Source organism: Stappia indica (assembly GCF_020177335.1).
GTDB lineage: Bacteria > Pseudomonadota > Alphaproteobacteria > Rhizobiales > Stappiaceae > Stappia > Stappia indica_B.
Map to the genome: position 1 here is coordinate 52108 of NZ_JAIVMG010000001.1, position 22682 is coordinate 74789.

Here is a 22682-nt window from a genome sequence, read left to right on the forward strand (position 1 = left end):
GATGCGGGTGCTTGCGCGTTTGTGAAGACTCGCGCTAGGCTTGCGAATATCGACAATCTCCCGTGCAACTCCGGCACTCTTTTTCGTCTTTTTGTGCTTTTCTTGAGGTTTTTCAGCGCGTGCAATTCGCCCATTCCACGCCGGATCCCGACCGGCGAAACTGGCAGCCGCTCTCCGATCATCTGACCGCCGTCGCCGCTCTGGCACGAGCCTTCGCCGCATCCTTCGGGGCTGGGCGCGCGGCCGAGCTGGCCGGGCTGTTGCATGACCTTGGCAAATACTCCGCCCCGTTCCAGGCCTACCTGCAAGGGCAGGGCGTCAGCGTCGATCACTCCACCGCCGGGGCACAGTGCGTGCGGGGATTGCCGTTTCAGAAGATGGACCGGGTGATGGCCGATCTCCTGTCCTTCGTCATCGCCGGGCATCACGCCGGGTTGGCCGACTGGCTCGGGGCGAATGGCGGCTTGCGCAGCCGGCTGGACAAGCGGACCGAGCCGTTGGACGAGGTCTGGCGCCGGGAGATATCCCCCGGCGACGGGCCGCTGGTGCCGGCGGGCTTTGACTGGAGCCGGGACAAGGAACGGCAATGGTTTCAACTCGCCTTCCTCGGGCGGATGCTGTTTTCCTGCCTGGTCGATGCGGATTTCCTCGATACCGAAGCGTTCTACGCTTCCGTCGAAGGCGTTGAGGTCGACCGGTCCTGGCCCCGGCTGGAGGATGAACTCGGTGGCCTGATCGCCCGGTTCGACGGGTTCATGGCGGCCAAGCAGGCTGGCGCGCCGGCCTCGCCGGTCAATCGGCTCAGGGCCGATATCCTCGCCCATGCGCGGGCGCAGGCAGAGCTTTCGCCGGGCCTGTTCACGCTCAACGTGCCGACCGGCGGCGGCAAGACGCTGGCTTCGCTCGGCTTCGCGCTCGATCACGCCCGCCGGCACGGGTTGGAGCGGATCGTCTACGCCATTCCCTTCACCTCGGTGATCGACCAGACGGCGGCGGTGTTCCGCGAGGTGCTGGGCGATGAGGTGATCCTGGAGCACCATTCGGCGATCGAGGAGGAGGTGCCGTCCCGCGATGAGCAGCGCTGGGGGCGGAGCAAGCTGCGGCTGGCAATGGAAAACTGGGCGGCGCCCCTCGTTCTGACCACCAATGTGCAGCTGTTCGAAAGCCTTTTTGCCGCGCGCACCTCGCGCTGCCGCAAGCTGCACAATCTGGCGCGGAGCGTCATCATTCTCGATGAGGCGCAGACCATTCCGCTGCATGTGCTGCGCCCGTGTGTCGCCGCGCTCGATGAGTTGGCGCGCAACTACGGCGCGACCATCGTCTTGTGCACCGCGACCCAGCCGGCGCTGGCCGCGCCGCGCTTTGCCGGCGGGCTGGCGCTCGATCCGGCGCGCGAACTGGCGCCCGATCCGGCGGACCTGCATGCCAGGCTGAAGCGGGTGCGGTTCGACCTGGCGCCGGAGACCATGGGGGATGCGGATCTGGTCGGCGCGCTCGGCGAGGTCTCTCAGGGGCTGGTGATCGTCAACAGCCGCGCCCATGCGCTGGTGCTTTATCGGGAGGCCGTGGCCGCCGGGCTTGAGGGCGTGGTGCATCTGACCACCCGGCAGACGGCGGCGGACCGGCGGCGGATCCTGGCGGATATTCGCTGCCGGCTCGATCCCGAGCGGCCCCAGCCCTGCCGGGTGATCGCCACGTCGCTGGTGGAGGCCGGTGTCGATCTCGATTTTCCCCGGGTGTGGCGGGCCGAGGCGGGGCTCGATCAGATCATGCAGGCGGCCGGACGCTGCAACCGGGAAGGGCGGCGGCCGGTGGACGACAGCGTGGTGACGGTGTTCCGCCCGGCTGAGATGAAGCCGCCGCGCGAGATTGCCGGCTTTGCCGCCGCCACCGGGCGGGTGCTCGCCAGCGGCAAGGCGCTCGACGATCCAGCGGCGATCCAGAACTATTTCGAGGAGGTCTACTGGCAGAAGGGGCCAGGCCTCGACAGGGAAGAAATCCTCACCGAGGCGTTCCGTGTGAGCCGGGGCAGCCTCGACTTTTCCTACCGCTCGGCGGCGGAGAAGTTCCGCATGATCGAAAGCGGCATGGCGGCGGTGATCATTGGGCACGACAAGGCGGCCCAGTCTGTGCTTGCGGCGCTGGCGAACGGGCTGTCTCCGGCTGCCGCTGCCCGCAAGCTGCAACCTCATGTGGTGCAGGTGCCGCCGCAGCAGCGGCAGGAGCTGTTGGACAATGGTCACGTCCGCTTTGTCGAGGGCTTCGACGATCAGTTCGCGGTGCTGAAGAGCGACCACCTCTACACCATGGAAACCGGGCTTGCCTGGGAGCAGGCAGGGGAGCTGGGGGTCGAGAACGGGATCTTGTGACCCTGAAAAGGGCCGCAAGCTGAAGGGAATAGGCCCCGGGCGGCATTGCGGCTGATGGAGCGTGGAGCGTTCGTAAAGGACTGTGATCGGAGCCGGTCTTGCAGATCCGGCAGGAAACAAGTGGAGGGGGTATGCCCTACGGCATCCAGTTGCGTGTTTCGGGCGATTTCGCCTGTTTTACCCGCCCGGAGATGAAGGTGGAGCGGGTTTCCTATGATGTCATGACGCCATCGGCGGCGCGGGGTATTCTGGAAGCCATTCACTGGAAGCCGGCGATCCGCTGGGTCATCGACGAAATCCGGGTGCTGGAGCCCATTCGCTTCCAGTCGATCCGGCGCAACGAGGTGGGCGCCAAGGCGCCCGCCGCCAAGGTCCGCTCTGCGATGAAATCCGGCCGGGTCGGCGATCTGGTGCTGGTGGCCGATGACAACCGGCAGCAGCGCGCGGCGACCGTGTTGCGCGATGTGGACTATGTGATCAGCGCGCATTTCACCCTGACCGAGCGGGCGGGCGCGGAGGACAGCGAGGGCAAGCATCTCGATATCTTCAACCGCCGCGCCCGCAAGGGGCAGTGCTTCCATCACCCCTGCCTTGGCACCCGGGAGTTTCCGGCACGGTTCGAGCTGGTCGAACCGGGCGCATCGGTGCCCGAGGCCATCGACGAAAGCCGCGATCTCGGTTTCATGCTGTGGGACATCGACCATGGCGGGGGCGGGGCGCCGCTGTTCTTCCGGGCGGAGCTTGATCAAGGCGTTGTGCGGGTGCCCCGGCCCGGGGCGCCGGAGATCCGGCGATGAGCCCGCTGGCGGCGCTGGCGCGCGCCTATGACCGGCTGGCCGAGGCGGGCGAGGTGCCGGTCCAGGGCTACAGCCAGCAGAAGATCGCCTATCTGATCTCCCTCTTGCCCGACGGCCAGCCCGCCGGTCCGCCGGTGGATTTGCGCGAGCAGGAGGGCCGCAAGACCCGGCCCCGGCTGATCGCCGTGCCGCAGCCGACCAAGCGGACCTCCGGCATCGCCCCCAACTTCCTGTGGGACAAGACCGCCTATGTGCTGGGGGTGACGGCGGGCGAGGGCAAGCGCACGGCGAAGGAGCATGCGGCCTTCATCGCCAGGCATGAGGAGTGGCTGGCCGGGACGCAGGACGAGGGGCTGACGGCGCTGCTCCGGTTCCTCGCCTGGTGGCGGCCGGAACGCTTCGCCGAGCTTGGCTGGCCGGAGGAGATGGTGGACCAGAACGTCGTCTTCGCGCTGGAAAGCGAGCGCCTGGACGGTGTCCATCTGCATGACCGGCCCGCCGCGCGGGCGCTCTGGACGGACCTGTCGAGCGCGGCGGAGGGCGGCGAGGCGGCCTGCCTCGTCACCGGCGAGCGGGGCGCGGTGGCGCGGCTGCATCCGGCGATCAAGGGGGTGTGGGGCGGCCAGTCGTCCGGCGGTTCGATCGTCTCCTTCAATCTGGATGCCTTCACGTCCTATGGCCATGAGCAGGGCGCCAATGCGCCGGTGTCGGAAGCGGCGGCCTTTGCCTATACTGCCGCGCTCAACCACTTTCTGGAAACCGGCAGCACCCACCGCATCCAGATCGGCGATGCCTCGACCGTGTTCTGGGCCGAGGGCTCGGAGGCCGACGAGGCGGAGGATGTGTTCGCCAGCTTTATGGGGGTCGACGAGAAGGCCGAGGCGCGCAAGGTGGGCGACATCCTGGCGCTGATCCGCGAGGGCCGGCCGCTCGGCGAGGTGCTGGGGGACCTGCAAGGGGTCCGGTTCTACGTGCTCGGGCTGGCGCCCAATGCATCGCGGCTGTCGGTGCGGTTCTATCTGGAAGACGATTTCGGCGTGATCGCCGAGCGCTATCTGCGGCACCTTCAGCGGATGCGGATCGAGCCGCCGCCGAAGGACGAGGCGCCGTCCATGTGGCGGATGCTGATCGAGACCGCCACCTTGCGCAAGAGCGAGAACATCCAGCCCAACCTTGCCGGCGAGTGGATGCGGGCGATCCTGTCGGACACCCCCTATCCGCTGACGCTGCTGGCCAGCCTGATCATGCGGCTGCGGGCCGACGGCGATGTCAACGCGCTGCGGGTGGCCATTCTCAAATCCGTTCTGATCCGAAATTTTGGCAAGACCTTCAAAGGAGAGGTGCCCGTGGCGCTCGATACCGAATTTCAGGAAACCGGCTATCTGCTGGGGCGGTTGTTCGCCGTTTATGAGCATATCCAGACGGCGGCGCTTGGCCGCAATCTCAACGCGACCATCAAGGACAAGTTCTACGGCTCTGCCTCGGCCCAGCCGCGCAAGGTGTTTCGCCATCTGGATGCCGGCGCGGCGCCGCATCTGTCGAAGATCGGCAAGCAGCGGCCGGGTCAGAGGATCGCCCTGGAAAAGCAGCTCGGCGGCATCATGGACCTGATGGAGCCGGGGGGCGATCCGTTTCCGGCGCATCTGCCGGACCGGCAACAGGGGCTGTTCGCGCTCGGCTATTACCACCAGCGCAATGATTTTTTCCGCAAACACACTTCATCTGAGACCGGGCATGAGGCCGGAGAGGACACCCAATGACCGTACTTTCCAATCGCTATGACATTGTTTTTCTGTTCGATGTGGTCAATGGCAACCCCAATGGCGACCCGGATGCGGGCAACCTGCCGCGCATGGACCCGGAAACCAACATGGGCCTCGTGTCCGATGTCTGCCTGAAGCGCAAGATCCGCAACTACACCGAACTGGCCAGGGGCGAGGAGCCCGGCTGGCGGATCTATGTGCAGGAAGGCTCGGTCCTCAACGAGAAGCACCGGGAGGCCTACACGGCGGTGCGCGGTGAGGATGACAAGCTGGCCAAGGCCGCCAAGCTGAACCCGCAAGGGGAGGACGAGGCGCGCAAGATCACCGGCTTCATGTGCGATAATTTCTTCGACGTGCGCGCCTTTGGCGCGGTCATGAGCACCGGGATCAACGCCGGGCAGGTGCGTGGCCCGGTGCAGGTTGCCTTCGCCCGCTCACAGGAGGCGATCCTGCCGCTGGAAATCTCCATCACCCGCATGGCGGCCACCACCGCCAAGGAAAAGGAGGACCGGGACAAGGGCGATGGCGAGGAGCGCACGGAAAACCGCACCATGGGGCGCAAGCACATCGTGCCCTATGGGCTTTACCGGGCGCATGTGTTTGTCAATGCCAAGCTGGCGGAAAAGACCGGCTTCACCGAGGCGGATCTCGATCATCTGTTCGAGGCGCTGAAGATGATGTTCGAGCATGACCGCTCCGCCGCGCGCGGTGAGATGGCGGCCCGGCGGGTGATCGCCTTCAAGCACGCGTCCCCGCTCGGCAACGCGCCCGCTCATACCCTGTTCGACCGGGTCGAGGTGCGGCGCCGCTCCAATGGCGACAGCTATCCGCTCGGCGATCCGCGTCTCGACAACCAGCCACCGGCGCGGCGCTTTGGCGATTACGAGGTGCTGCTCGACCGCGAGGCGCTGCCGGAGGGGGTGGAGCTGATCGAGGTGCTGTAGCACTTGTCTTTGGCGTAAAGTTGCGTGGCGGCGCCCTTCAGGAGCGGAGGGCGCCGCCGTGCCGTTGGGGGATCGGGGCAGCGTTGCTCGCCCCGCGCGAACCGCAAGCGTGCCGGAAAACCCCGGGAGGTTCGCGCTTCCGCCAGATCATTGACATCGCTGATCTTTTTTCTCCGGGCGGGGCCGCCCGACCCTGCGCCGCGCGTCAAGCGAGGCAGGTTCGCGCAACGCGCCGGATTTTGTTTGGTCCCTCAATATGATAGCAAGGGGACGGTCGCCCCCTCACGGGGGCGTGGATTGAAACAGCACCGCGTCGATCTCGCGGAGCGTCAGCCTCGTCGCCCCCTCACGGGGGCGTGGATTGAAACGACGCGGAAGGCGGCGCGGCGCTGGAGATCATCAAGTCGCCCCCTCACGGGGGCGTGGATTGAAACGGCGTGCCGCCCCACATGATCGGGGACACGGAAAAGGTCGCCCCCTCACGGGGGCGTGGATTGAAACGTCCCTGAGGACCACTCGAACGCTGGACCATCTTGTCGCCCCCTCACGGGGGCGTGGATTGAAACATCCACGAGGGCGCAAAGGCCGCGCGTCACGCCCGCGTCGCCCCCTCACGGGGGCGTGGATTGAAACCGCTGGCGGCCCTGATGGCGTGCGCGCGTCCGGATGTCGCCCCCTCACGGGGGCGTGGATTGAAACGGCAGCGGCGCCGAGCTGAGGGCCTGCGAGGCGAGTCGCCCCCTCACGGGGGCGTGGATTGAAACTACGTCCATTTTTGCCGCTCCGTTTTTTGGCACAAGTCGCCCCCTCACGGGGGCGTGGATTGAAACGCAACGCCGTCAGCGGGTTAAAACCCGCCGCCTCGTCGCCCCCTCACGGGGGCGTGGATTGAAACCCCCGCCGGGCGCAATTTGTCACTGTGCCTGCAAGTCGCCCCCTCACGGGGGCGTGGATTGAAACTCCGCCGAGGTCAACACCTGGTTTGCCGCCAAGGCGTCGCCCCCTCACGGGGGCGTGGATTGAAACCTGCAGGTTTGTCGGCAGGTTTTCGTCCGCCAATAGTCGCCCCCTCACGGGGGCGTGGATTGAAACTGATTCAGAATTTGGCGGGGCCTTTGGTCCGCCGTGTCGCCCCCTCACGGGGGCGTGGATTGAAACCGCTGTGGGGCACTGGCGCGTCCATCGCCGACAAGTCGCCCCCTCACGGGGGCGTGGATTGAAACCACATCAACCGTTCAAAGAAACCGGCCTGCTGCAAGTCGCCCCCTCACGGGGGCGTGGATTGAAACTGGCGCTCAACCCGCTGCATCCGGATCGCATCGAGGGTCGCCCCCTCACGGGGGCGTGGATTGAAACGCTATGGTGGTGCCGGACTTCGATCAGGCGGTGATGTCGCCCCCTCACGGGGGCGTGGATTGAAACGACTCGCGCATGCAGCAGCAGGCGCAAGAGTACGTCGCCCCCTCACGGGGGCGTGGATTGAAACACCCAAGCGAGGTCTGAATCGGCCTCTTCGGGCAGGTCGCCCCCTCACGGGGGCGTGGATTGAAACGGTGCAGCCGTTGGCCGTGGTCATGGCACGCAGTGTCGCCCCCTCACGGGGGCGTGGATTGAAACAATGAGGCCGTTGCAAAGGCAGCTCGCCGAAGTCGCCCCCCTCGCGGGGGCGAGGTCAGGCCGGGGCGGGCAGGGCGCGGGCCTCGCGGAAGGAGACCAGCCGCCGGGCCTGTTCGTCCCACAGGACGAGTTTGATGCAGCCAAGGCTCTGGCGGAAGGTGATACGGCCGATGTCCCGCAGTTGCGGGTGGTCGCGCAAGACCTGCGGCAGGCGGTAGAACGGCACCTTGCTCGACAGGTGATGCACATGGTGGATGCCGATGTTGCCGGTGATCCACTGCAGCACCGCCGGCAGGTCGTAGTGGGAGCTGCCGTGCAGGGCGGCGTGCTGGAAGGTCCAGTCGTCGCCCTCCGACCAGTGAGTGTCCTCGAACTGGTGCTGAATGTAGAACAGCCAAACCCCGCCGGTGGCGGCCATCAGCGTGATCGGCAGTTGCACCATCAGGAACGGGCCGAGGCCCATCAGCCAGATCAGCCCGGCGACCGGCAGGGCGATGCCCAGATTGGTGGCGAGCGTCGAGGCCCAGGGCTGCACGCCGGCGCGCATCAGGCCGACCGGCAGCCGGTACTGGCAGATGAACAGCCAGGCCGGGCCGAGACCGAACATCACCACCGGGTTCCGGTACAGCCGGTAGCGCAAGCGGCCCCAGCGCGACAGCGCCCGATATTCGGCAACGGTCAGGGTATCGACGTCACCGATGCCGCGCTTGTCCAGGTTGCCCGCGGTGGCGTGATGAATGGCGTGGGTGCGGCGCCAGTAATCGTAAGGGGTGAGGGTGAGAACGCCGATCATGCGCCCGGTCCAGTCATTGGCATTGCGCCGGGTGAACAGCGCGCCATGGCCGCAGTCGTGCTGGAGAATGAACATGCGGATGAGAAAGCCGGCGGCGGGGATCGTCAGCAGCAGGCCCCACCAGATGCCATGAACGGCGGAATAGCCGGCCAGCGCCCACAGGCTGGCGAAAGGAAGCACGGTGACGACGACCTCGAAGATGCTGCGGGCCGTGCTCGGATGGCGGTAATTCGCGAGAACGGCACTCCAGGAGCGGGCATCGCGCGCAACGGCGGCGTGCTCGGCGGCATCATTTTTCACAGGACCTCCAGGCTGGGACATGCGCCCAGTCAAAACGGGTTTTTCGCCGGCATGCGGCGTGGGCGCGGGGAGCCGGTCACAAGGCGGGCGACCCTAAAACAAAAAAAGGCCGGGCGTGAGCCCGACCTCTTCTTCATCTCGACAATCCGTGCCAGCACAAGGGCGGTCATGGATTGAATAAGACGTACTTACGCAGACTGAATGTTTTCAGCAGCGTTCTTGCCCGAACGGTTGTCCTTGACAACGTCGAACGAAACCTTCTGGCCCTCGACCAGCGTATGCATGCCGGAGCGCTCGACGGCGGAGATGTGAACGAACACGTCCGCACCGCCCTCATCCGGCTGAATGAAGCCGAAGCCCTTGGTGGTGTTGAAGAACTTCACGGTTCCAATGCTCATGACGATTTCCTTTCAATCGCTCAGTGAGTTATGCCCATCGCACATGGCGCACGACGGACGGATGGCGTCGACATTGATAGGGAAGATCGTCAGAGCGCCATCGGCGCGGAACAAAATTCGTCAGCCAAGATCGATGGTCCCTATATAGGCACGTTCTCCGGCCAGCACAAGATGAGAATCGAACAACACTTGCGCTGATTGGATTGCCTTGCGGAAAACCGCGAAGCCGATGGTCAAAGCGCGACCTGCCGCCAGCCGGCCTCGCCGGCAAGGGCGGCGTTGCAGGGCGGGCCGGGCAGGTTCATCGCCGTCAGCCGCGCTTCCGTTTCCGCCTCCGACGCCGCGCCGTCCAAGAGATCGCGATAGGCACGGGCGACGGCGACCATATCCACCGTATGCGGCGACAGGCGCAGGCGGGAGATGCCGTTTTCCGCCAGCCGCTCGGGGCCAAGGGTCACCACCTGGCAACTGTCGGACAGGGTCTGGATGCCGTTGACCGCGAGGAAGCGGGCCTTGTCCAGCGTCGCCACATTCATGCCGTCCGGGTCCTTCTCGCAGACGAACTGGCAGGAATCCTTGGACAGCCCGTGGGCGCGGGCATGATAGCAGCGGCCCGAGAGGGCCAGCGGCAGCCGGCCGAAGGCAAACAGCTCCACCGTCACTTGCGGGTGGGCCCGGGCAACGGCGGCGATCGAGGCAAGCGGCACCTCCACCGGCGGGCACCAGTCGCTGGCCCCGTGCCGGACAAGGGCGCCGAGCGCCGCCTCGTTGTAGACATTGAGGAACGGCCCGGCGACGAAGGGGCCGGGCTCGGTGGTTGCCAGCATGGACATGTCGTTGAATTCCAGCGGCAGCCCGGCCTCCGCGAGCCCGGCCATCGCCTTGCGCTCGCGCACGGTGGCCGGCAGTGCCAGCGACGACAGCACCACGGTCTTGCCGGCCCGGTCGAGGCGCTCGATCACCCGGGGCCAGACCGGATCGGAAAACGGCATGCGCTTGCCGCACACCACCTCGCCCAGATAGACCCGCTCCACCGGCGCCTCGTCGGCGATGCGGGCGTAGAAATCGGTGAGGTGCTCCGGCGACCAGTTGAAGAGGCATGGGCCGATGGCCAGTTCGATTGCGGTCATGGCGATAGGTCCTCAGCGCCAGGTTTTGCGGTAGGCGCCGGTGGTCTGCCGGCCCCCTTCGGCAAGGGCGGCCAGTTCGCCGGCCAGATCGGTTTCCGGCTCGCCGCGCGCCAGCGCATCCACTGCCCGGCGGAAGGCGCGCACAACGCTGCTCACATAGGCCTTGCCGCGCTGGCGTCCCTCGATCTTCAGCGCGGTGACGCCGGCATCGCGCAGGGCCGGCAGCAGGGCGGCGGCATTGAGGCTCACCGGGTCCTCGAACAGGTAACCGGTCTTGCCCATGGCACTGAACTGACCCTTGCACAGGGTCGGATAGCCGGCCGGCTCCCCGGCGGCGAAACGGTCGATGGTGAAGCCGCCGAGCCGTGCCAGCAGGGTGCCGTCGGCGTTTTCCTCATAGGCCACATGATCCGGCGGCGAGCAGACGCCGGTGAGATTGGGCGACTTTCCGGTGGCGTGGGAGGAGAGGGCGCAGCGCCCCTCGGTCATCACGCACAGGCCGCCGAAGACGAACACCTCGGTCTCCACCGCGATTTCGCGGTTGAGCCGAGCGATCTCCTCCACCGACAGGACCCGGGGCAGCACCACCCGCTTGACGCCGAAGGTCTCGGTATAGAAGCGGATCGCCTCGGGGGTGTTGGCGGCGGCCTGGACGGAGAGGTGCAGCCTCGTGCCGGGCTGGTGCCGGGCGGCGTGTTCGAGCACGGCAAGATCGGCGGCGATCAGCGCATCGGCGCCGGCCTCGGCGGCGGCGTCCACCGCGCGCTGCCAGATCTCGACGCTGCCGGCCCGGGCGAAGGTGTTGATGGCGACCAGCACCTTGGCGCCATGGCGATGGGCGTAGTCGACGCCCTTGGCCATCTCGGCCTCGGAGAAGTTCAGGCCGGGAAAGTTGCGGGCGTTGGTTTCGTTGTTGAAGCCGCAGTAGATCGCATGGGCGCCGGCGTCGACGGCGGCGCGCAGGGCCGCAGGCGTGCCGGCCGGGCAGACCAGTTCGAACGGCGCGGCGGTTTCAGCTTGAAGGCTCATCGGCCATGCTCCGGGGTTGCGCGGATGTCGGCGGCGGGTGCGCCGAGCAGACGGCGGGCCAGGCCAAGCGCCTCGGCCGTGCGGCGGTTGACGATCTCGGCGAGATTGCCGCTGAGGCCGGCGAATTCGGCCGGGGTAAGGTCGGCTTCTTCCAGCGTGTTGCGCAGGGCCAGCACGTGCTGGGTCGCGCCCTCGATGGCGATGTCGCGAGAAAAAAAGGCCGCGTCGCCGTCATAGCTGCCGTCGAACAGGCCAAGCAGGATCAGCAAGGGACCTTCGATCCGCGCCGCCGCGCTGGTCGCCTGATCGCTGGCGACCACGTCGATGCGCGAGCGCGGCCCGTCCAGGTTGACGATGAAGGCATGGGGCAGGTCGGTGGGAACGACGGCGATGGGCACCTGGGCGGTGGGGCCGAGCCGCTCGATCAGCTCCGGGCGCCGCTCCACGAACTGGCGCACCAGACGGGTGAGGATCAGTTCCAGCGGACGGCGGGGAAGCGGTTTGGTCAGAAGGGCGACGACGGGCGGGAGTTCTCCGCAGTCTCGATGGCGTGTCATGGGGGCCTCTTTGCTCGCGTGCCGGACTGTACCGCTCGCGCCGAGGCGCGCCCCTTGATCAAGGTCAAGGCGGGGCGTCGATTTTGTCGCATCCTCGCGTGCCACGCCCGGGCCCGGGCGCGCGCTGTGCGATCCGCCGGGCCGGCTGTCCTCGATGAAGTTTCCGCCCATGCACCTGCGTTCCCTGCCGCCCTTTGCCGATCTTTCCGCGTTTCTGAGCCATTTCGAGGCGGGGGGGGAGCTGACCCGGATCGCCGCGCCGGTGGCGGTGGAGCTGGAGGCAACAGAAATCCACCGCCGGGTGATCGCCGCCGGCGGGCCGGTGCTACGTTTCGACACACCTTGCGATGGTGCGGGAAAACCCTTCACCCGCCCGCTGGTGACCAACCTCTTCGGCACCCGGGAGCGGGTCGCGGCCGGCCTCGGGCTGGATGCGGCTGACTTGCGGAGATTCGGCCAGTTCCTTGCGGCCTTGCGCGCGCCGTCTCCGCCCAAGGGGCTGGGCGCCTGGCGCGAGCTGTTGCCGGTGGTCCGGGCCGGGCTCGCCGCCCGGCCGAAGCTGGTGTCCTGGCCGAAGACGCTGGAACCGCAGCAGGTGGATCTGACGGCACTGCCGGTGCAGACCTGCTGGCCGGAAGATGCCGGCCCGCTGATCACCTGGGGCATGGTGATCACCCGACCGCCGGGGGCGGACGATCCGCGCGGCTACAATCTCGGCATCTACCGGATGCAGGTTCTGGGCCCGGATCGGGCGATCCTGCGCTGGCTGCCGATGCGCGGCGGGGCGAAGCATCACCGCATGTGGGAGGATCTGGGTGAGCCGATGCCCGTGGCGGTGGTGATCGGCTGCGATCCGGCGACGCTGCTTTCCGCCGTGCTGCCGGCGCCCGAAGGGGTGGGCGAACTGGCGCTGGCCGGGGCGATCAATGGCCGGCGCACCTGTCTTGCCCCGTGCCGCAGCATCGAGATGCATGTGCCGGCCAGCGCGGAGATCGTGCTGGAAGGCACGGTACAGCCGGGCGACAGCGCGCTGGAAGGGCCGTTCGGCGACCACACCGGCTATTACAACGATGCGGAGCGCTATCCGGTGCTGCGCCTTTCCGCACTTCATGCCCGCGCGGAGGCGCCGTATCTGTCGACCTTCACCGGCCGGGCGCCGGATGAGCCGGCGGTGATCGGCGCGGCGATGACCGATGTGTTTGCGCCGCTCTTGACCCAGGCCGTGCCGGATATCCTCGATGTGCATTTGCCGCCGGAGACCTGTTCCTACCGGATGGCGGTGCTTTCCGTCGACAAACGCTACCCGGGACAGGCGCGGCGGGCGATGATGGCCTTCTGGTCGCTCCTGCCGCAATTCACCATGACCAAATACGTGATCGCGGTGGACCGGGACATCGACATTCGCAACTGGTCCGATGTGATGTGGGCGGTGGCGACCCGGGCCGATCCGCAGCGCGACCTGATGGTTCTGGAGCGCACGCCGGTGGATCAGCTCGACTTCGCCAGCCCGGAGGTCGGACTGGGCGGCAAGCTGGGGATCGACGCCACCATCAAGATCGGAGCGGAAACCACACGTCCCTTCGCCGACCGGCTGACCATGCCCGCCGATCTGGTGGCGCGGGTCGATGGACGCTGGGAGGAGCTGTTCGGCGGCAAATGACGGCGTGCGGTTTCCGGCCGGTCCGGGGTGGGGAAGAAGAGCCGGGAGAGCTAGGTCTACCTAGGGGCGGACCCGCAACGCCGTGGCTCTCCGGTCCCGGATCTTCGCGTCGCTTCGTCCGGGAGGACGCGGAGTGTGGGGCAAGGTTGGGGAGACCACCCCCATCCTAACACCTCTTCAAACGAACAATCCCGGCCCCCGAGCCGGGATCGGGGAGCTGAAAGACTGGCGGGCAGGGAGCTGGGCCTGTCTCGCCGCCGTTTCCAGAAAGCCTTGTCATGACGCGAAAAGGCGGAGGATCGCTCCTCCGCCTTCTGTTCGTGGGTCTGCCAAAGGGGGCAGGGCGTCAGCCCTCCGCCCCTCAGCCCTCGGCCTTGAGCCAGCGCGCTGTGCCGTCGGCGGCAACGAGGCGGGCACGGGTGCCGGGGAACGCCCGCAGCGCCTCGGCGAAGGTGGTCTCATCCGCGACCAGCGCGGCGGTGGACAGGCCATCGGCGAGCGCGGCATTGCCGGCGACGACGCTGGCGCCGGTGATGCTGCTCGTGGTCGGCGCACCGGTGCGCGGATCAAGGATGTGCCCGGCGAGGCCGTCCTTGTCGAAGGTGGTGCCGCGTGCGTGGGAGCTGGCGACCGCCCGGTCGACAAGCTGCAGCCGTTCGGCCGCCGCGCCGGCGCTGTGATCGGGGTCAAGCCGCACCGGCCAACCGCCGGTGCCGCCGTTGGTGCCATTGGCGCGGATCTCGCCCATGTCGACCACAAGGTCGGTCATGCCGCCGGCACGCAGCAGGGCGCTCACCCGGTCGGTGATGAAGCCTTGGGCGATGCCGTTGAGGGTCAGGGCCATGCCGGTCTGGCCGAAGCGGATCGCCTCACTGTCGATGCCGACCTTGTCGAAGCCGACCAGGCGATGCGCCTCGGCAATGGCTGCGGCGCCCGGGGCCTTGCCGGTGGCGGCGTGGCTTTCGGCGTGCAGCGCCCAGAGCGGCTGGATGCTGGGGTCGAAGGCACCGTCGGTGGCGCCGTGCAGGCGAGCGGACAGGCCAAGCAGTTCCACCAGCTCCAGCGGCGGGCCGTCAAGCCGGCCGTCCCGGTTCAGCCGGGCAAGGGCGCTGTTTTTGTCGTGGAGGCTGAAGATCGCCTCCAGCCGGCGGATCTCCCGTTCCGTCGCCGCCAGCAGGGCGTCCGCCTGCGCGGTGTCGGTGGTCATCAACCGGATTTCAGCGGCGGCGCCCAGGGCAATGCCGCGCCAGCGCACCTGCTGCACGCCGGCCTGTGCCGGCAGGGCAAGAGCCGCGCCGGCCGCGCCGGCCACGCCGACCGCAGCGGCGGAAATCATCAGGAAGCGGCGCCGTGAAAGAGGGGAAGTGGTCATCGCTCGTTCTCCGAGACCCGGATTGGAAGTTGGGGAGGGGTCATGCCTGCGGCGGATCCTTCGGAGGCAACCGGGGCAAGCACGTAATCTGTCGGGATGGCATCGAACCGCATGATCGCGCCGCCGTTCTGCGCGGCAAAGGCATCGGCGGCCTCTTCGGTTCCAAACGGGATGGCTTCGGGGGCGCCCATGCCGCCACGGGTGCGGCTGCCGATCACGAACCAGGCGTCACCGGCATCGATCCAGTTGGCCGCGCCGGGATTTTCCCAGCTCTCGGCCTTGGCCATGTCGTTGACGTAGATTGCCACGTAGTCTTTCGGCTCTTCAGGCAGGCGGGTAAAGGCCACCGCGTCGCGCACCTGGGTGAACCAGAGCGGGAACGGGTTCCCGGCCAGATGGATTTGCGCCTTCGGGCCGCCATGCTCCAGAACGGTCATCTGGCAATAGTGACCGGCGGCCTCCAGGGTGAGGGCGACGGGCTGCGGCTTCTCGGCCACCGTCTCCTCCTGACAGCCGGCAAGGGCGAGACCAAGGACGGCGAAGAGGGCGGTGAGAATGGGCGCTGTGCGGGTCATGGTGCGATCCTCCGGACAAGGACGATGGCAAGGGACATGGCCAGGGCGGCGAAGGCGAAAATCGAGGCGAGCGCCGCCACCGGCGGGAAGGGCAGGGTCTCGCCGACCCCGGCCATTCCGCCGACCAGATCGCTGGCGTTGAGCGCGGCGAGGTTGAACAGGCGGAAGGCATCGGCCGGATTGGCGAGAATGGCGAAGGGGAAGACCTTGGCGGCGAAGGTGCCGCTGCTGTCGGCAACAAGGGCACCGAGCAGGGCAAGGTCATAAAGAACAACCAGGACCAGCCAGACCCCGATCGACAGGGCGGCGGCGGTGCTCGATTGCCGGGTGAGCGAGCTCAAGGTGTAGCCAACCGCCAGAAAGGCAAAGCCAAGCAGCACCGAGGAGGCGATCAATCGGGCGAAATCCGCCAGACCGGCGAAGGTGCCCGCGCCGGACGCGATCAACAGGCCGGCGGTGACGCCGTAGCCGAACAGAAGCGCCAGCGCGAGCACGCAAACATGCCCCAGCGCCTTGCCGAGCAGGAATTCGGCGCGGGAGATCGGGCAGGAGAACACCAGGAGAAGGGTGCCCCGGTCGATCTCGCCGGCAACGGCATCGAAGGCCAGCAACAGGGCGATCAGCGGCACCAGATAGACCGACAGGGTCGCCAGCGAGGCGATGGTGATCGTCATCCGGTCGACGCCAAGGGTGCCGGCCGGGGCCGAGCCAAGCAGGGCGAGGGCGAGGGAAAACGCCGCCAGGATCAGCGCGGCCAGCATGATCCAACGATTGCGCAGGCCGATCCGGAATTCCTGAAAGGCGACGGTGAGGATACGGGTTGGCATGGCTCAACCTTCCTTGGCGGTTACGCCGGAGAAATGGCGGTAGACGTCGTCGAGACTGGGCAGGCTGACATCCACATCGGCGATCAGGGGCCCGAGTGCGGTGATCGCGGCCAGTTGCGACACCTTGTCGGACGGGGTGCACAGAAGCTCGACCGAACGGCAGTTGATGCGCTTGCCGCCGAGGCGGGAGGCGATCTCGTCGGCATTGTCTGCCGCGCCCTGCACCTTGAGGCGGATCGGCAGGCCGGCCGCCTCCCGCAGGCTCAAGAGGGTGTCGTTGGCGACGAGCTTGCCCTTGGACAGGATCATGATGCGGTCGGTCTTGGCTTCCACCTCGGTCAAGGCGTGGGAGGACAGAAGCACGGTCGCGCCCCGTGCGGCGACTTCATCGATGATCTCGTAGAAGTTCTGCCGCGAGATCGGATCGAGGCCGCTGGTCGGCTCGTCGAGCAAGACGAGCCGCGGGTTGCCGATCAGCGCCTGAGCGAGGCCGAGGCGCTGGCGCATGCCCTTGGAATAACCGCCGACCCGGCGCCGGCCGGCCTCGCCGAGGCCGACCCGTTCCAGCAGCTTGACCGCCGCCGCCGGATCCTCGCTCTTCAGCCGGGCGTAGAAACGCAGGACCTCTTCGCCGGTCAGCGATTTGTGAAAGGCGACGGCCTCGGGCAGGTAGGCGATGGCATTGCGGGCCGCGGCGGAGCCGGGCTCGGCGCCAAAGATGCGGATCTGCCCGGTATCCGGCTGCAGGAAGCCGAGGATCATCTTGAACAAGGTGGTCTTGCCCGCGCCATTGTGGCCGAGCAGGGCGATGCGCTCGCCAGCTTCAAGGGTGAAGCCGACGCCATTGACCGCCGGGCGTTTGTCGAAGGTCTTGGTGATGCCGTCGAGGGTGAGGGCGGCAGGGGTCATCCCTTTGCTCCCGCGTTCGGGGTGGTGAAGGTGGGCGCGTGCATCAGCGGTGCGGTGTCGACCACGCCGCCGGGCAACAGCGCCGGGAACTGCGATTGCGTCCAGCGCAGCAACTGAACGGCCGGACTGCCGATGAGAAGCTTCGCGGCCGGTTGGGTCCAGAGGATCTGGTCCACCATGTCGTTGGGCCGGTAGACGGTGTCGGCAATGCCATCGCCATCGGCATCGAAGGCGGCGTGGTCGCTCCAGAAGTTGCCGCGCCCGTCCTTGCTCCAGTCATGGTGCTTGCTGCCGACGTATTTGACCTGGGTCTTGTTGCCGATGAAGGCGTTTTCGCTGAAGGCGTTGTTCTCCGACCCGGCGGTGAAGTGAATGCCGATCGGACAGCCCTCGAAGCGGTTGCCCCGGACCGTGCCCTTGTTGGAATTGTACATGAACAGGCACTTCTCGCCGCCATCGCGCACGAGATTGCCGGAAATCCGCGCCCAATTTGCGTAATTCAGCATCAAGCCGTGGTCGCGGTCGCCCTCGGAGAGATTGTTCTCGATGGTCAACCGGTCGGAGAACATCAGCGCATAGCCGATGTCGTTGCCGATGGAGACATTGCCGCTGATCACGCCGTCGTTGCCATGCATGTAGTGGATGGCGAAGCGCACTTCCTCGAAGAGGTTGTTGCGGAAGGTGTCCTTGTGGCTGGTGTTGACGAAGATGCCGTCGCGGCCATAGCGAATGGTGTTGAACTCGGCGACGAGCTCCGGGGCGTTCCAGACATAGATGCCGTTGCCGCGCTCGTTCTTGCGCATGTCGCGGCGGCCCTCGATCACATTGCGGGCGACAAGGGCCTGCTTCGGCCCATGCACGTCGACGCCGATGAGATTGTTGAGAACGCGGTTGTTCAGCACCCGGGCGCGTGCGGCCTTCTTGGTGAGCTTGATGCCGGAATCGATGGTTTCCTGCGACAGGCCCGAACCGGTCACGGTGACGGCGATCACGGCGCTGTCGGGCGCATCGACGGTGATGACGCTGCCGGTGCCGTTGCCCCGGATCTCCGCCTTGCCATCGCCCTTGAGGGTGAGGGGACGGTCGAGGACGACCGGTCCGTTGTGAATGCCGGGCTCAAGCCGGAGAATGTCTCCGGCTTGAGCGTTGTCGATAGCCTTTATGAGTGCGTCCGACCCGCTTGGCACGGCGATTTCAGCCGCCATCGCGCCGGGGAAGCCTGCAAACAGGCCCGCCGCAAGGACAAGGATGCGAAGAGGTCGGACGCAGGTCATGATCAGGCTTCCCGGGGCTCGACGAGCATGCGGCCGCGCATTTCCATGTGCAGCGCGTGGCAGAACCAGTTGCAGTAGTACCAGTGCACGCCCGGCCGTTCTGCGATGAAGGTCACCGAAGCGGTCGCCTGCGGCGCCAGCTCCATGGCAATGCCATAGTTGGAGATGGAGAAGCCATGCGTCAGGTCGTCGATGTCGTCGATGTTGGTGACATAGATGGTCACCTCGTCGCCCTGCTTGACGGTGAACTTCTCCAGGCTGAACGTCGGCGCCGCCGAGTACATGTAGACCCGGACCTTGTTGCCATCACGGATGACATCCGCGCAGTCTTCCAGGTCAATGCCGTCGGCCTTGGCCTGTGCGACCGCATCGGCGAACATCGGATCGTCACGCTTCCAGACCGTCAGCGGGTTCACCTTGGACCGATGGACGATGATGGCGTCATGCGGCTCGGCGAAGGTCGGGCCGTCATGCACCAGCGTCATGTTGTCATCGGAGATGTCGATGAGCTGCTCGTTCTCCGGCTTCAGCGGGCCGACGTTGAGGAACCGGTCCTTGGAGAACTTGTTCATCGACAGCAGCCACTTGCCATCGGCTTCCGCGGTCTCGCCCATGGAGGTCGAGTTGTGGCCCGGCTGGTAGTGCACGTCGATCTTGGAGATGATCGGATCGACGTCCTCACCGGCATAGGCACGGACGGCCTTGTCGATGTTCCACTTCACCACCTGGCTGTCGATGAACAGGGTGGTGAAGGCGTTGCCCTTGCCGTCGAAGGCAGTGTGCAACGGCCCAAGGCCCAGCTGCGGCTCGGCGACGATGGCCGAACGCGGGTCGGCATCGCTGTCGAACAGGGCGTCGAGCTTGGTCACGTCGATCACCGAGCAGGTCGGCGACAGCTTGCCGTTGATGACGACGTGGCGCTTGTCCGGCGCGGTGTTGCAGCCATGCGGGCTGTTCGGGATCGGAATGTAGCGGGTGTACTTCTTGTTCTTGCCTTTCCGGCCGTCGATCACCTTGACGCCATTCAGTTCCTGATAGTCGCCCTCGGCAATGCCCTTCTCGATCTCCTTGATGTTGAAGACCACGACGTGATCCATCTCGTTCGCGGTCATCTCGGCAAGGTTCATACCCATTTCCGAGTTGTAGCTGGTCGAGAAGGCGTACTTGCCCTGGTAGTCGCAGTCGAGGTTGTCGAGGTTGCCGGTGACCATCACCTGCCAGGCGACCTGCATCTCGTCGCCGTCGACGGCGGTGAAGATGTTCACGTACTGGGAGGGATCGTCGAGGATCTTGCCGTCGTTGACCAGCGGAGCCTCATGCTCGCCATTGGCGAAGATGTAGCCGGTGCGCGGGTACTTCTGCGGCCGCATGCCATGAATGTCATGGGCATTCGGGATCTCGAGGATCTTGTCGCACTTCATCACGTCGCAACGGATACGGGCAACGCGCGTATTCGCCTTGTCCTGCATGAACAGGTAGCGCCCGTCGTAGGTGCCGTCGGTGAACGACATGTGCGGGTGGTGCAGGTCGCCGTTGTCGTACATCTCCTTGCCCTGGGCGGCGAGGAACGCACGGGTCTCCGGCAGCATGTTTTCCATGATGATCTTGCGGGACTCGTTGGTCTGGCCCCAGCCCGTCGCCGAGCAGCGGTTGAAGACCGGGATGCGCATGAACTCGCGCATGGACGGCACGCCGAGGATGCGCAGCTCGCCCGTCTGACCCGACGACCAGAAGCCGTAGTACTCGTCGAGCTCACCGGGGGCGAGGGCGTATTTCGCATGGTCAGCAGCCTGGGCCTGCTCCGGGGAGAGGGTCGCCACCGCTCCGGCGCCGGTTGCCGCGCCGACGCCAGCCACGAGAGCTGTCTTGGCGGTTCCACCCAGCAGGTCGCGACGCGACACACCGGCCTGTTCAGTTTTCTCCGTCATGGCACTCTTCCTTTGTTGAGGGGTCGGAGTCATTCAGCCGGATCCAGCACGGCCGCTGGCTTTGCGGTATCCGGTTTCGCTATGCCGATCTGCGTCTCGAAGCGCTTGCGCTTGGCAGCCTTCTTGATGCAGACGGGGCATTTCTGGTCGTGCTGATACAGCACCTGGCAATGCAGGCAGTTCAGGCACTCGTTGGGGTTGATGTTGCCTTCCGGGTGGATGGCCTGAACCATGCACTCGTTGGCGCAGCGCTTGCAGGGGTTGCCGCACTCACGGTACCGCTTCAGCCAGTCGAACATCCGCATGCGCGCCGGGATGGCGAGCGCCGCGCCCAGCGGGCACAGGTAGCGGCAGTAGAAGCGTTCCACGAACAGGCCGATGATCAAGAGCACGATGGCGAAGGCGACGAAGGGCCAGGCGCGCTGGAACTTCAGGATGATCGCCGTCTTGAACGGCTCGACCTCGGCATAGTGCTCGGCAACATCGAGGGAGTAGAGCGACAGGCCGAACAGGGCGAGGAAGATCATGTACTTGATCGGCCAGAGCCGCTCATGCAGGCCCCAGGGCACCTCGAACTGCGGAATGCGGCAGACCTTGGCGATCCGGTTGGTCAGCTCCTGCAGCGCGCCGAAGGGGCAGAGCCAGCCGCAGTAGGCGCCGCGTCCCCAGAACAGAAGGGCGGCGGCAACGGAGAACCACAGCAGGAACACCAGCGGGTCCATCAGGAACGCATCCCAGCTGAAATGGGTCGTCACCGAGGAGAAGAACGCCAGCACGTTGACCACCGACAGCTGCGCATTCTGGGTCCAGCCCAGCCAGAACAGGGTGAAGGTGAGGAACGCGATGCGGAACCAGAAGGTGAAGCGTTCGCTGCGCGTGATCTGCATCTGGAAGAAGAAGACGCCGGTCAGGATCGCAAGCGCGGTGCCGAGGATGATGACATCGACCTTGCGCGTCTGCCAGATCCGCACCCACAGCTTCGGCTCGCCGGCATCGTCGGTGATGGCCGCCGTGGTCACGGAGGAGGCCGTTGCCTGCGGAGCGGTGCCGTTTGCCGCGGCAGGAGCCGGAGTTTCGCTCTTCAGGTAGCTGTCGGGCAGCCGATACCCCAGATCGAAGGTCAGGAACACCTTGTCGATGGCGCCGATCGCCCGCTGGGCCAGCAGCTGCATCCGGAATTCCTTGGCCGGATCGAAACCGACATCGGCGGGAATGATGAAGATGTCCATCTCGGTGAAGGCGGGGGCGCCCTCGGCGGTGATTTCGCCGATCCGGACATGCTGCTTGTCACGGAAGCGGACCGAGACGTCATCCTGGATCAACTGGATGCGGTCGAAGATGCCGCCACGCACATAGCCCGAGCCCTTGAAGGAATAGCGCCCGCGCCCGAGCATCAGGACAGCGTGTTCACCTTCCTTCAAACGAGCCTTCAGGTTGTTGTACTCGGCCGACCCGAGCAGCGACAGACCGATGCCGGGGGCGTCGGCAAGCGCGGCATACATATCGATGTAGGTGTCGGTTTCCGGGCCGGGTTCGGGGCGGGCAATCGCCTTGGCGTCGCCCTGGGCGACAAAGGCGGCGTTCACCTGAGCGACATCGAGCGACATACGGCGGACCGATCCGTCGCCGGTCAACTCGTTCCAGTCGAGGATCTCTTTTTTGTCCGGATCGATGATCTTCTTCGGACCCGTGGCCACGGCATCCGGCGCGAGGCCGCCAAGACCGATGGCGCGCGCCACCTTCAGGCCCGAGCGAATGATCGAATCGTCGATGACCATGATCGTGACGGTGGCACCGGAGATGATGTCGAGCTCATGGGCGGAGCCGCCGGCGGCTTCTTCGACCTTGAGGTCAAGACCGGTGTAGTTTTCGGTCACCGCCTTGATCTCGGAATCGGGAATACCGATCAACACGATGGGCTCGGAGTGCTTGACCAGGTTCACGCCGGTAATGACCGCGTCGTCATTCAGCCCGACCAGCGTGTGGATCGGTTTTCCCGAGTAGCCGGTGGTGGACACGAAATCGGAAGTCAGGAACACCCAGCCGAGGGTCTTGCCATCGGCCATGGCCGGAACCACCGGCACATCTTCGCGCGGCGCGCCATAGGACGTCGCGCCAGGAACGATCTCGCCAGCCGGGACCTTGGCGAGAAAGGTGGGAAGTTCGCCCGTCGCGGCCATCGTGGTCGCTGGGGCAAGCGCGAAGAGGACCGCCGCGACGACCCCCAGTATGCGATATAGAATTCTTGAGGACACTGTTTCGAACTCCAGGGTCGATCCCTCGATGTCAGGAGGGATTACCAAGGGATGCCAGATTCCCACATTGATGAAAGTCAATATTCCGAGACAATATAAATTCGAATTCATGAATACATGAAATAAAGTACTTATGATTGAATCTCTTGAATAATTAAAATTTCAAACTTCTTTTTAGCTGGCGT

General features: G+C 66.0%; 17 protein-coding genes and 1 CRISPR repeat array. Of the genes, 5 read left to right on the forward strand and 12 right to left on the reverse strand.

Features of this window, described 5'->3' with window-relative positions; all coding sequences use genetic code 11:
- The first annotated feature begins 119 nt into the window (after positions 1 to 119).
- From LC062_RS00220 to cas7c, 4 genes are all read left to right on the forward strand, one after another.
- Positions 120 to 2369, forward strand: coding sequence for a CRISPR-associated endonuclease Cas3'' (locus tag LC062_RS00220; protein ID WP_224909034.1), 2250 nt, complete (start codon positions 120 to 122; stop codon positions 2367 to 2369).
- A 131-nt stretch (positions 2370 to 2500) separates the two neighbouring features.
- Positions 2501 to 3166, forward strand: coding sequence for a type I-C CRISPR-associated protein Cas5c (gene cas5c / locus LC062_RS00225; RefSeq protein ID WP_224909035.1), 666 nt, complete (start codon positions 2501 to 2503; stop codon positions 3164 to 3166).
- Complete coding sequence (gene cas8c / locus LC062_RS00230) at positions 3163 to 4926, forward strand: type I-C CRISPR-associated protein Cas8c/Csd1 (protein ID WP_224909036.1); 1764 nt, start codon at positions 3163 to 3165, stop codon at positions 4924 to 4926. Before cas5c ends, cas8c begins: the two co-directional genes overlap by 4 nt.
- Positions 4923 to 5873 carry a type I-C CRISPR-associated protein Cas7/Csd2 gene (cas7c, locus tag LC062_RS00235; protein ID WP_224909037.1) on the forward strand — a complete coding sequence of 317 codons (951 nt, stop codon included), beginning with the start codon at positions 4923 to 4925 and terminating at the stop codon, positions 5871 to 5873. Before cas8c ends, cas7c begins: the two co-directional genes overlap by 4 nt.
- Positions 5874 to 6146: 273 nt before the next feature.
- Positions 6147 to 7490: direct repeats of the CRISPR family, unit length 31 nt; unit sequence GTCGCCCCCTCACGGGGGCGTGGATTGAAAC.
- A 55-nt stretch (positions 7491 to 7545) separates the two neighbouring features.
- Here the strand turns inward: cas7c and LC062_RS00240 are convergent.
- The 5 genes from LC062_RS00240 to ubiT all read right to left on the reverse strand — a co-directional run bounded on the left by LC062_RS00240 (position 7546) and on the right by ubiT (position 11697).
- Positions 7546 to 8604, reverse strand: coding sequence for a fatty acid desaturase (locus tag LC062_RS00240; RefSeq protein ID WP_224909038.1), 1059 nt, complete (start codon positions 8602 to 8604; stop codon positions 7546 to 7548).
- Between the two features lie 167 nt (positions 8605 to 8771).
- Complete coding sequence (locus tag LC062_RS00245; protein ID WP_224909039.1) at positions 8772 to 8981, reverse strand: cold-shock protein; 210 nt, start codon at positions 8979 to 8981, stop codon at positions 8772 to 8774.
- Positions 8982 to 9214: 233 nt separating this feature from the next.
- The gene (gene ubiV / locus LC062_RS00250) at positions 9215 to 10111 is read right to left on the reverse strand and encodes a ubiquinone anaerobic biosynthesis protein UbiV (protein WP_224909040.1); all 897 of its coding nucleotides are present in this window, start codon (positions 10109 to 10111) and stop codon (positions 9215 to 9217) included.
- Between the two features lie 12 nt (positions 10112 to 10123).
- A complete protein-coding gene (ubiU, locus tag LC062_RS00255; protein WP_224909041.1) occupies positions 10124 to 11140 on the reverse strand; it encodes a ubiquinone anaerobic biosynthesis protein UbiU in 1017 nt (338 codons plus the stop codon).
- Positions 11137 to 11697, reverse strand: a complete 561-nt coding sequence (gene ubiT / locus LC062_RS00260) for a ubiquinone anaerobic biosynthesis accessory factor UbiT (RefSeq protein ID WP_224909042.1) — start codon at positions 11695 to 11697, stop codon at positions 11137 to 11139. Before ubiT ends, ubiU begins: the two co-directional genes overlap by 4 nt.
- Positions 11698 to 11866: 169 nt before the next feature.
- Here ubiT and LC062_RS00265 point away from each other — a divergent pair, with 169 nt between their 5' ends.
- Positions 11867 to 13357, forward strand: a complete 1491-nt coding sequence (locus LC062_RS00265; protein ID WP_224909043.1) for a UbiD family decarboxylase — start codon at positions 11867 to 11869, stop codon at positions 13355 to 13357.
- Between the two features lie 361 nt (positions 13358 to 13718).
- Here the strand turns inward: LC062_RS00265 and LC062_RS00270 are convergent, their stop codons facing one another.
- Genes LC062_RS00270 through LC062_RS00300 form a run of 7 tightly spaced genes read right to left on the reverse strand, consistent with a single transcriptional unit; the run spans position 13719 to position 22422 of the window.
- Entirely contained in the window at positions 13719 to 14729 is a 1011-nt protein-coding gene (locus LC062_RS00270) for an FAD:protein FMN transferase (protein WP_224909044.1), read from the reverse strand.
- Complete coding sequence (locus LC062_RS00275) at positions 14726 to 15304, reverse strand: nitrous oxide reductase accessory protein NosL (protein ID WP_224909045.1); 579 nt, start codon at positions 15302 to 15304, stop codon at positions 14726 to 14728. The genes LC062_RS00270 and LC062_RS00275 overlap by 4 nt, the downstream gene beginning before the upstream one ends.
- Complete coding sequence (locus LC062_RS00280; protein ID WP_224909046.1) at positions 15301 to 16131, reverse strand: ABC transporter permease; 831 nt, start codon at positions 16129 to 16131, stop codon at positions 15301 to 15303. The genes LC062_RS00275 and LC062_RS00280 overlap by 4 nt, the downstream gene beginning before the upstream one ends.
- 3 nt (positions 16132 to 16134) lie before the next feature.
- Positions 16135 to 17040, reverse strand: coding sequence for an ABC transporter ATP-binding protein (locus tag LC062_RS00285; RefSeq protein WP_224909047.1), 906 nt, complete (start codon positions 17038 to 17040; stop codon positions 16135 to 16137).
- A complete protein-coding gene (locus tag LC062_RS00290; protein ID WP_224909048.1) occupies positions 17037 to 18314 on the reverse strand; it encodes a nitrous oxide reductase family maturation protein NosD in 1278 nt (425 codons plus the stop codon). Before LC062_RS00290 ends, LC062_RS00285 begins: the two co-directional genes overlap by 4 nt.
- Before the next feature lie 2 nt (positions 18315 to 18316).
- Positions 18317 to 20242, reverse strand: a complete 1926-nt coding sequence (gene nosZ / locus LC062_RS00295) for a TAT-dependent nitrous-oxide reductase (RefSeq protein ID WP_224909049.1) — start codon at positions 20240 to 20242, stop codon at positions 18317 to 18319.
- A 29-nt stretch (positions 20243 to 20271) separates the two neighbouring features.
- The gene (locus LC062_RS00300; RefSeq protein WP_224909050.1) at positions 20272 to 22422 is read right to left on the reverse strand and encodes a NosR/NirI family protein; all 2151 of its coding nucleotides are present in this window, start codon (positions 22420 to 22422) and stop codon (positions 20272 to 20274) included.
- Positions 22423 to 22682 lie beyond the last annotated feature (260 nt).

Bases quoted from the DNA above. Each gene is read 5' to 3' on its own strand.
- cas5c (WP_224909035.1), top strand. From the start codon at position 2,501: ATGCCCTACGGCATCCAGTTGCGTGTTTCGGGCGATTTCGCCTGTTTT.
- cas8c (WP_224909036.1), top strand. From the start codon at position 3,163: ATGAGCCCGCTGGCGGCGCTGGCGCGCGCCTATGACCGGCTGGCCGAG.
- cas7c (WP_224909037.1), top strand. From the start codon at position 4,923: ATGACCGTACTTTCCAATCGCTATGACATTGTTTTTCTGTTCGATGTG.
- LC062_RS00240 (WP_224909038.1), bottom strand. From the start codon at position 8,604: ATGTCCCAGCCTGGAGGTCCTGTGAAAAATGATGCCGCCGAGCACGCC.
- LC062_RS00245 (WP_224909039.1), bottom strand. From the start codon at position 8,981: ATGAGCATTGGAACCGTGAAGTTCTTCAACACCACCAAGGGCTTCGGC.
- ubiV (WP_224909040.1), bottom strand. From the start codon at position 10,111: ATGACCGCAATCGAACTGGCCATCGGCCCATGCCTCTTCAACTGGTCG.
- ubiU (WP_224909041.1), bottom strand. From the start codon at position 11,140: ATGAGCCTTCAAGCTGAAACCGCCGCGCCGTTCGAACTGGTCTGCCCG.
- ubiT (WP_224909042.1), bottom strand. From the start codon at position 11,697: ATGACACGCCATCGAGACTGCGGAGAACTCCCGCCCGTCGTCGCCCTT.
- LC062_RS00265 (WP_224909043.1), top strand. From the start codon at position 11,867: ATGCACCTGCGTTCCCTGCCGCCCTTTGCCGATCTTTCCGCGTTTCTG.
- LC062_RS00270 (WP_224909044.1), bottom strand. From the start codon at position 14,729: ATGACCACTTCCCCTCTTTCACGGCGCCGCTTCCTGATGATTTCCGCC.
- LC062_RS00275 (WP_224909045.1), bottom strand. From the start codon at position 15,304: ATGACCCGCACAGCGCCCATTCTCACCGCCCTCTTCGCCGTCCTTGGT.
- LC062_RS00280 (WP_224909046.1), bottom strand. From the start codon at position 16,131: ATGCCAACCCGTATCCTCACCGTCGCCTTTCAGGAATTCCGGATCGGC.
- LC062_RS00285 (WP_224909047.1), bottom strand. From the start codon at position 17,040: ATGACCCCTGCCGCCCTCACCCTCGACGGCATCACCAAGACCTTCGAC.
- LC062_RS00290 (WP_224909048.1), bottom strand. From the start codon at position 18,314: ATGACCTGCGTCCGACCTCTTCGCATCCTTGTCCTTGCGGCGGGCCTG.
- nosZ (WP_224909049.1), bottom strand. From the start codon at position 20,242: ATGACGGAGAAAACTGAACAGGCCGGTGTGTCGCGTCGCGACCTGCTG.
- LC062_RS00300 (WP_224909050.1), bottom strand. From the start codon at position 22,422: ATGGCCGCGACGGGCGAACTTCCCACCTTTCTCGCCAAGGTCCCGGCT.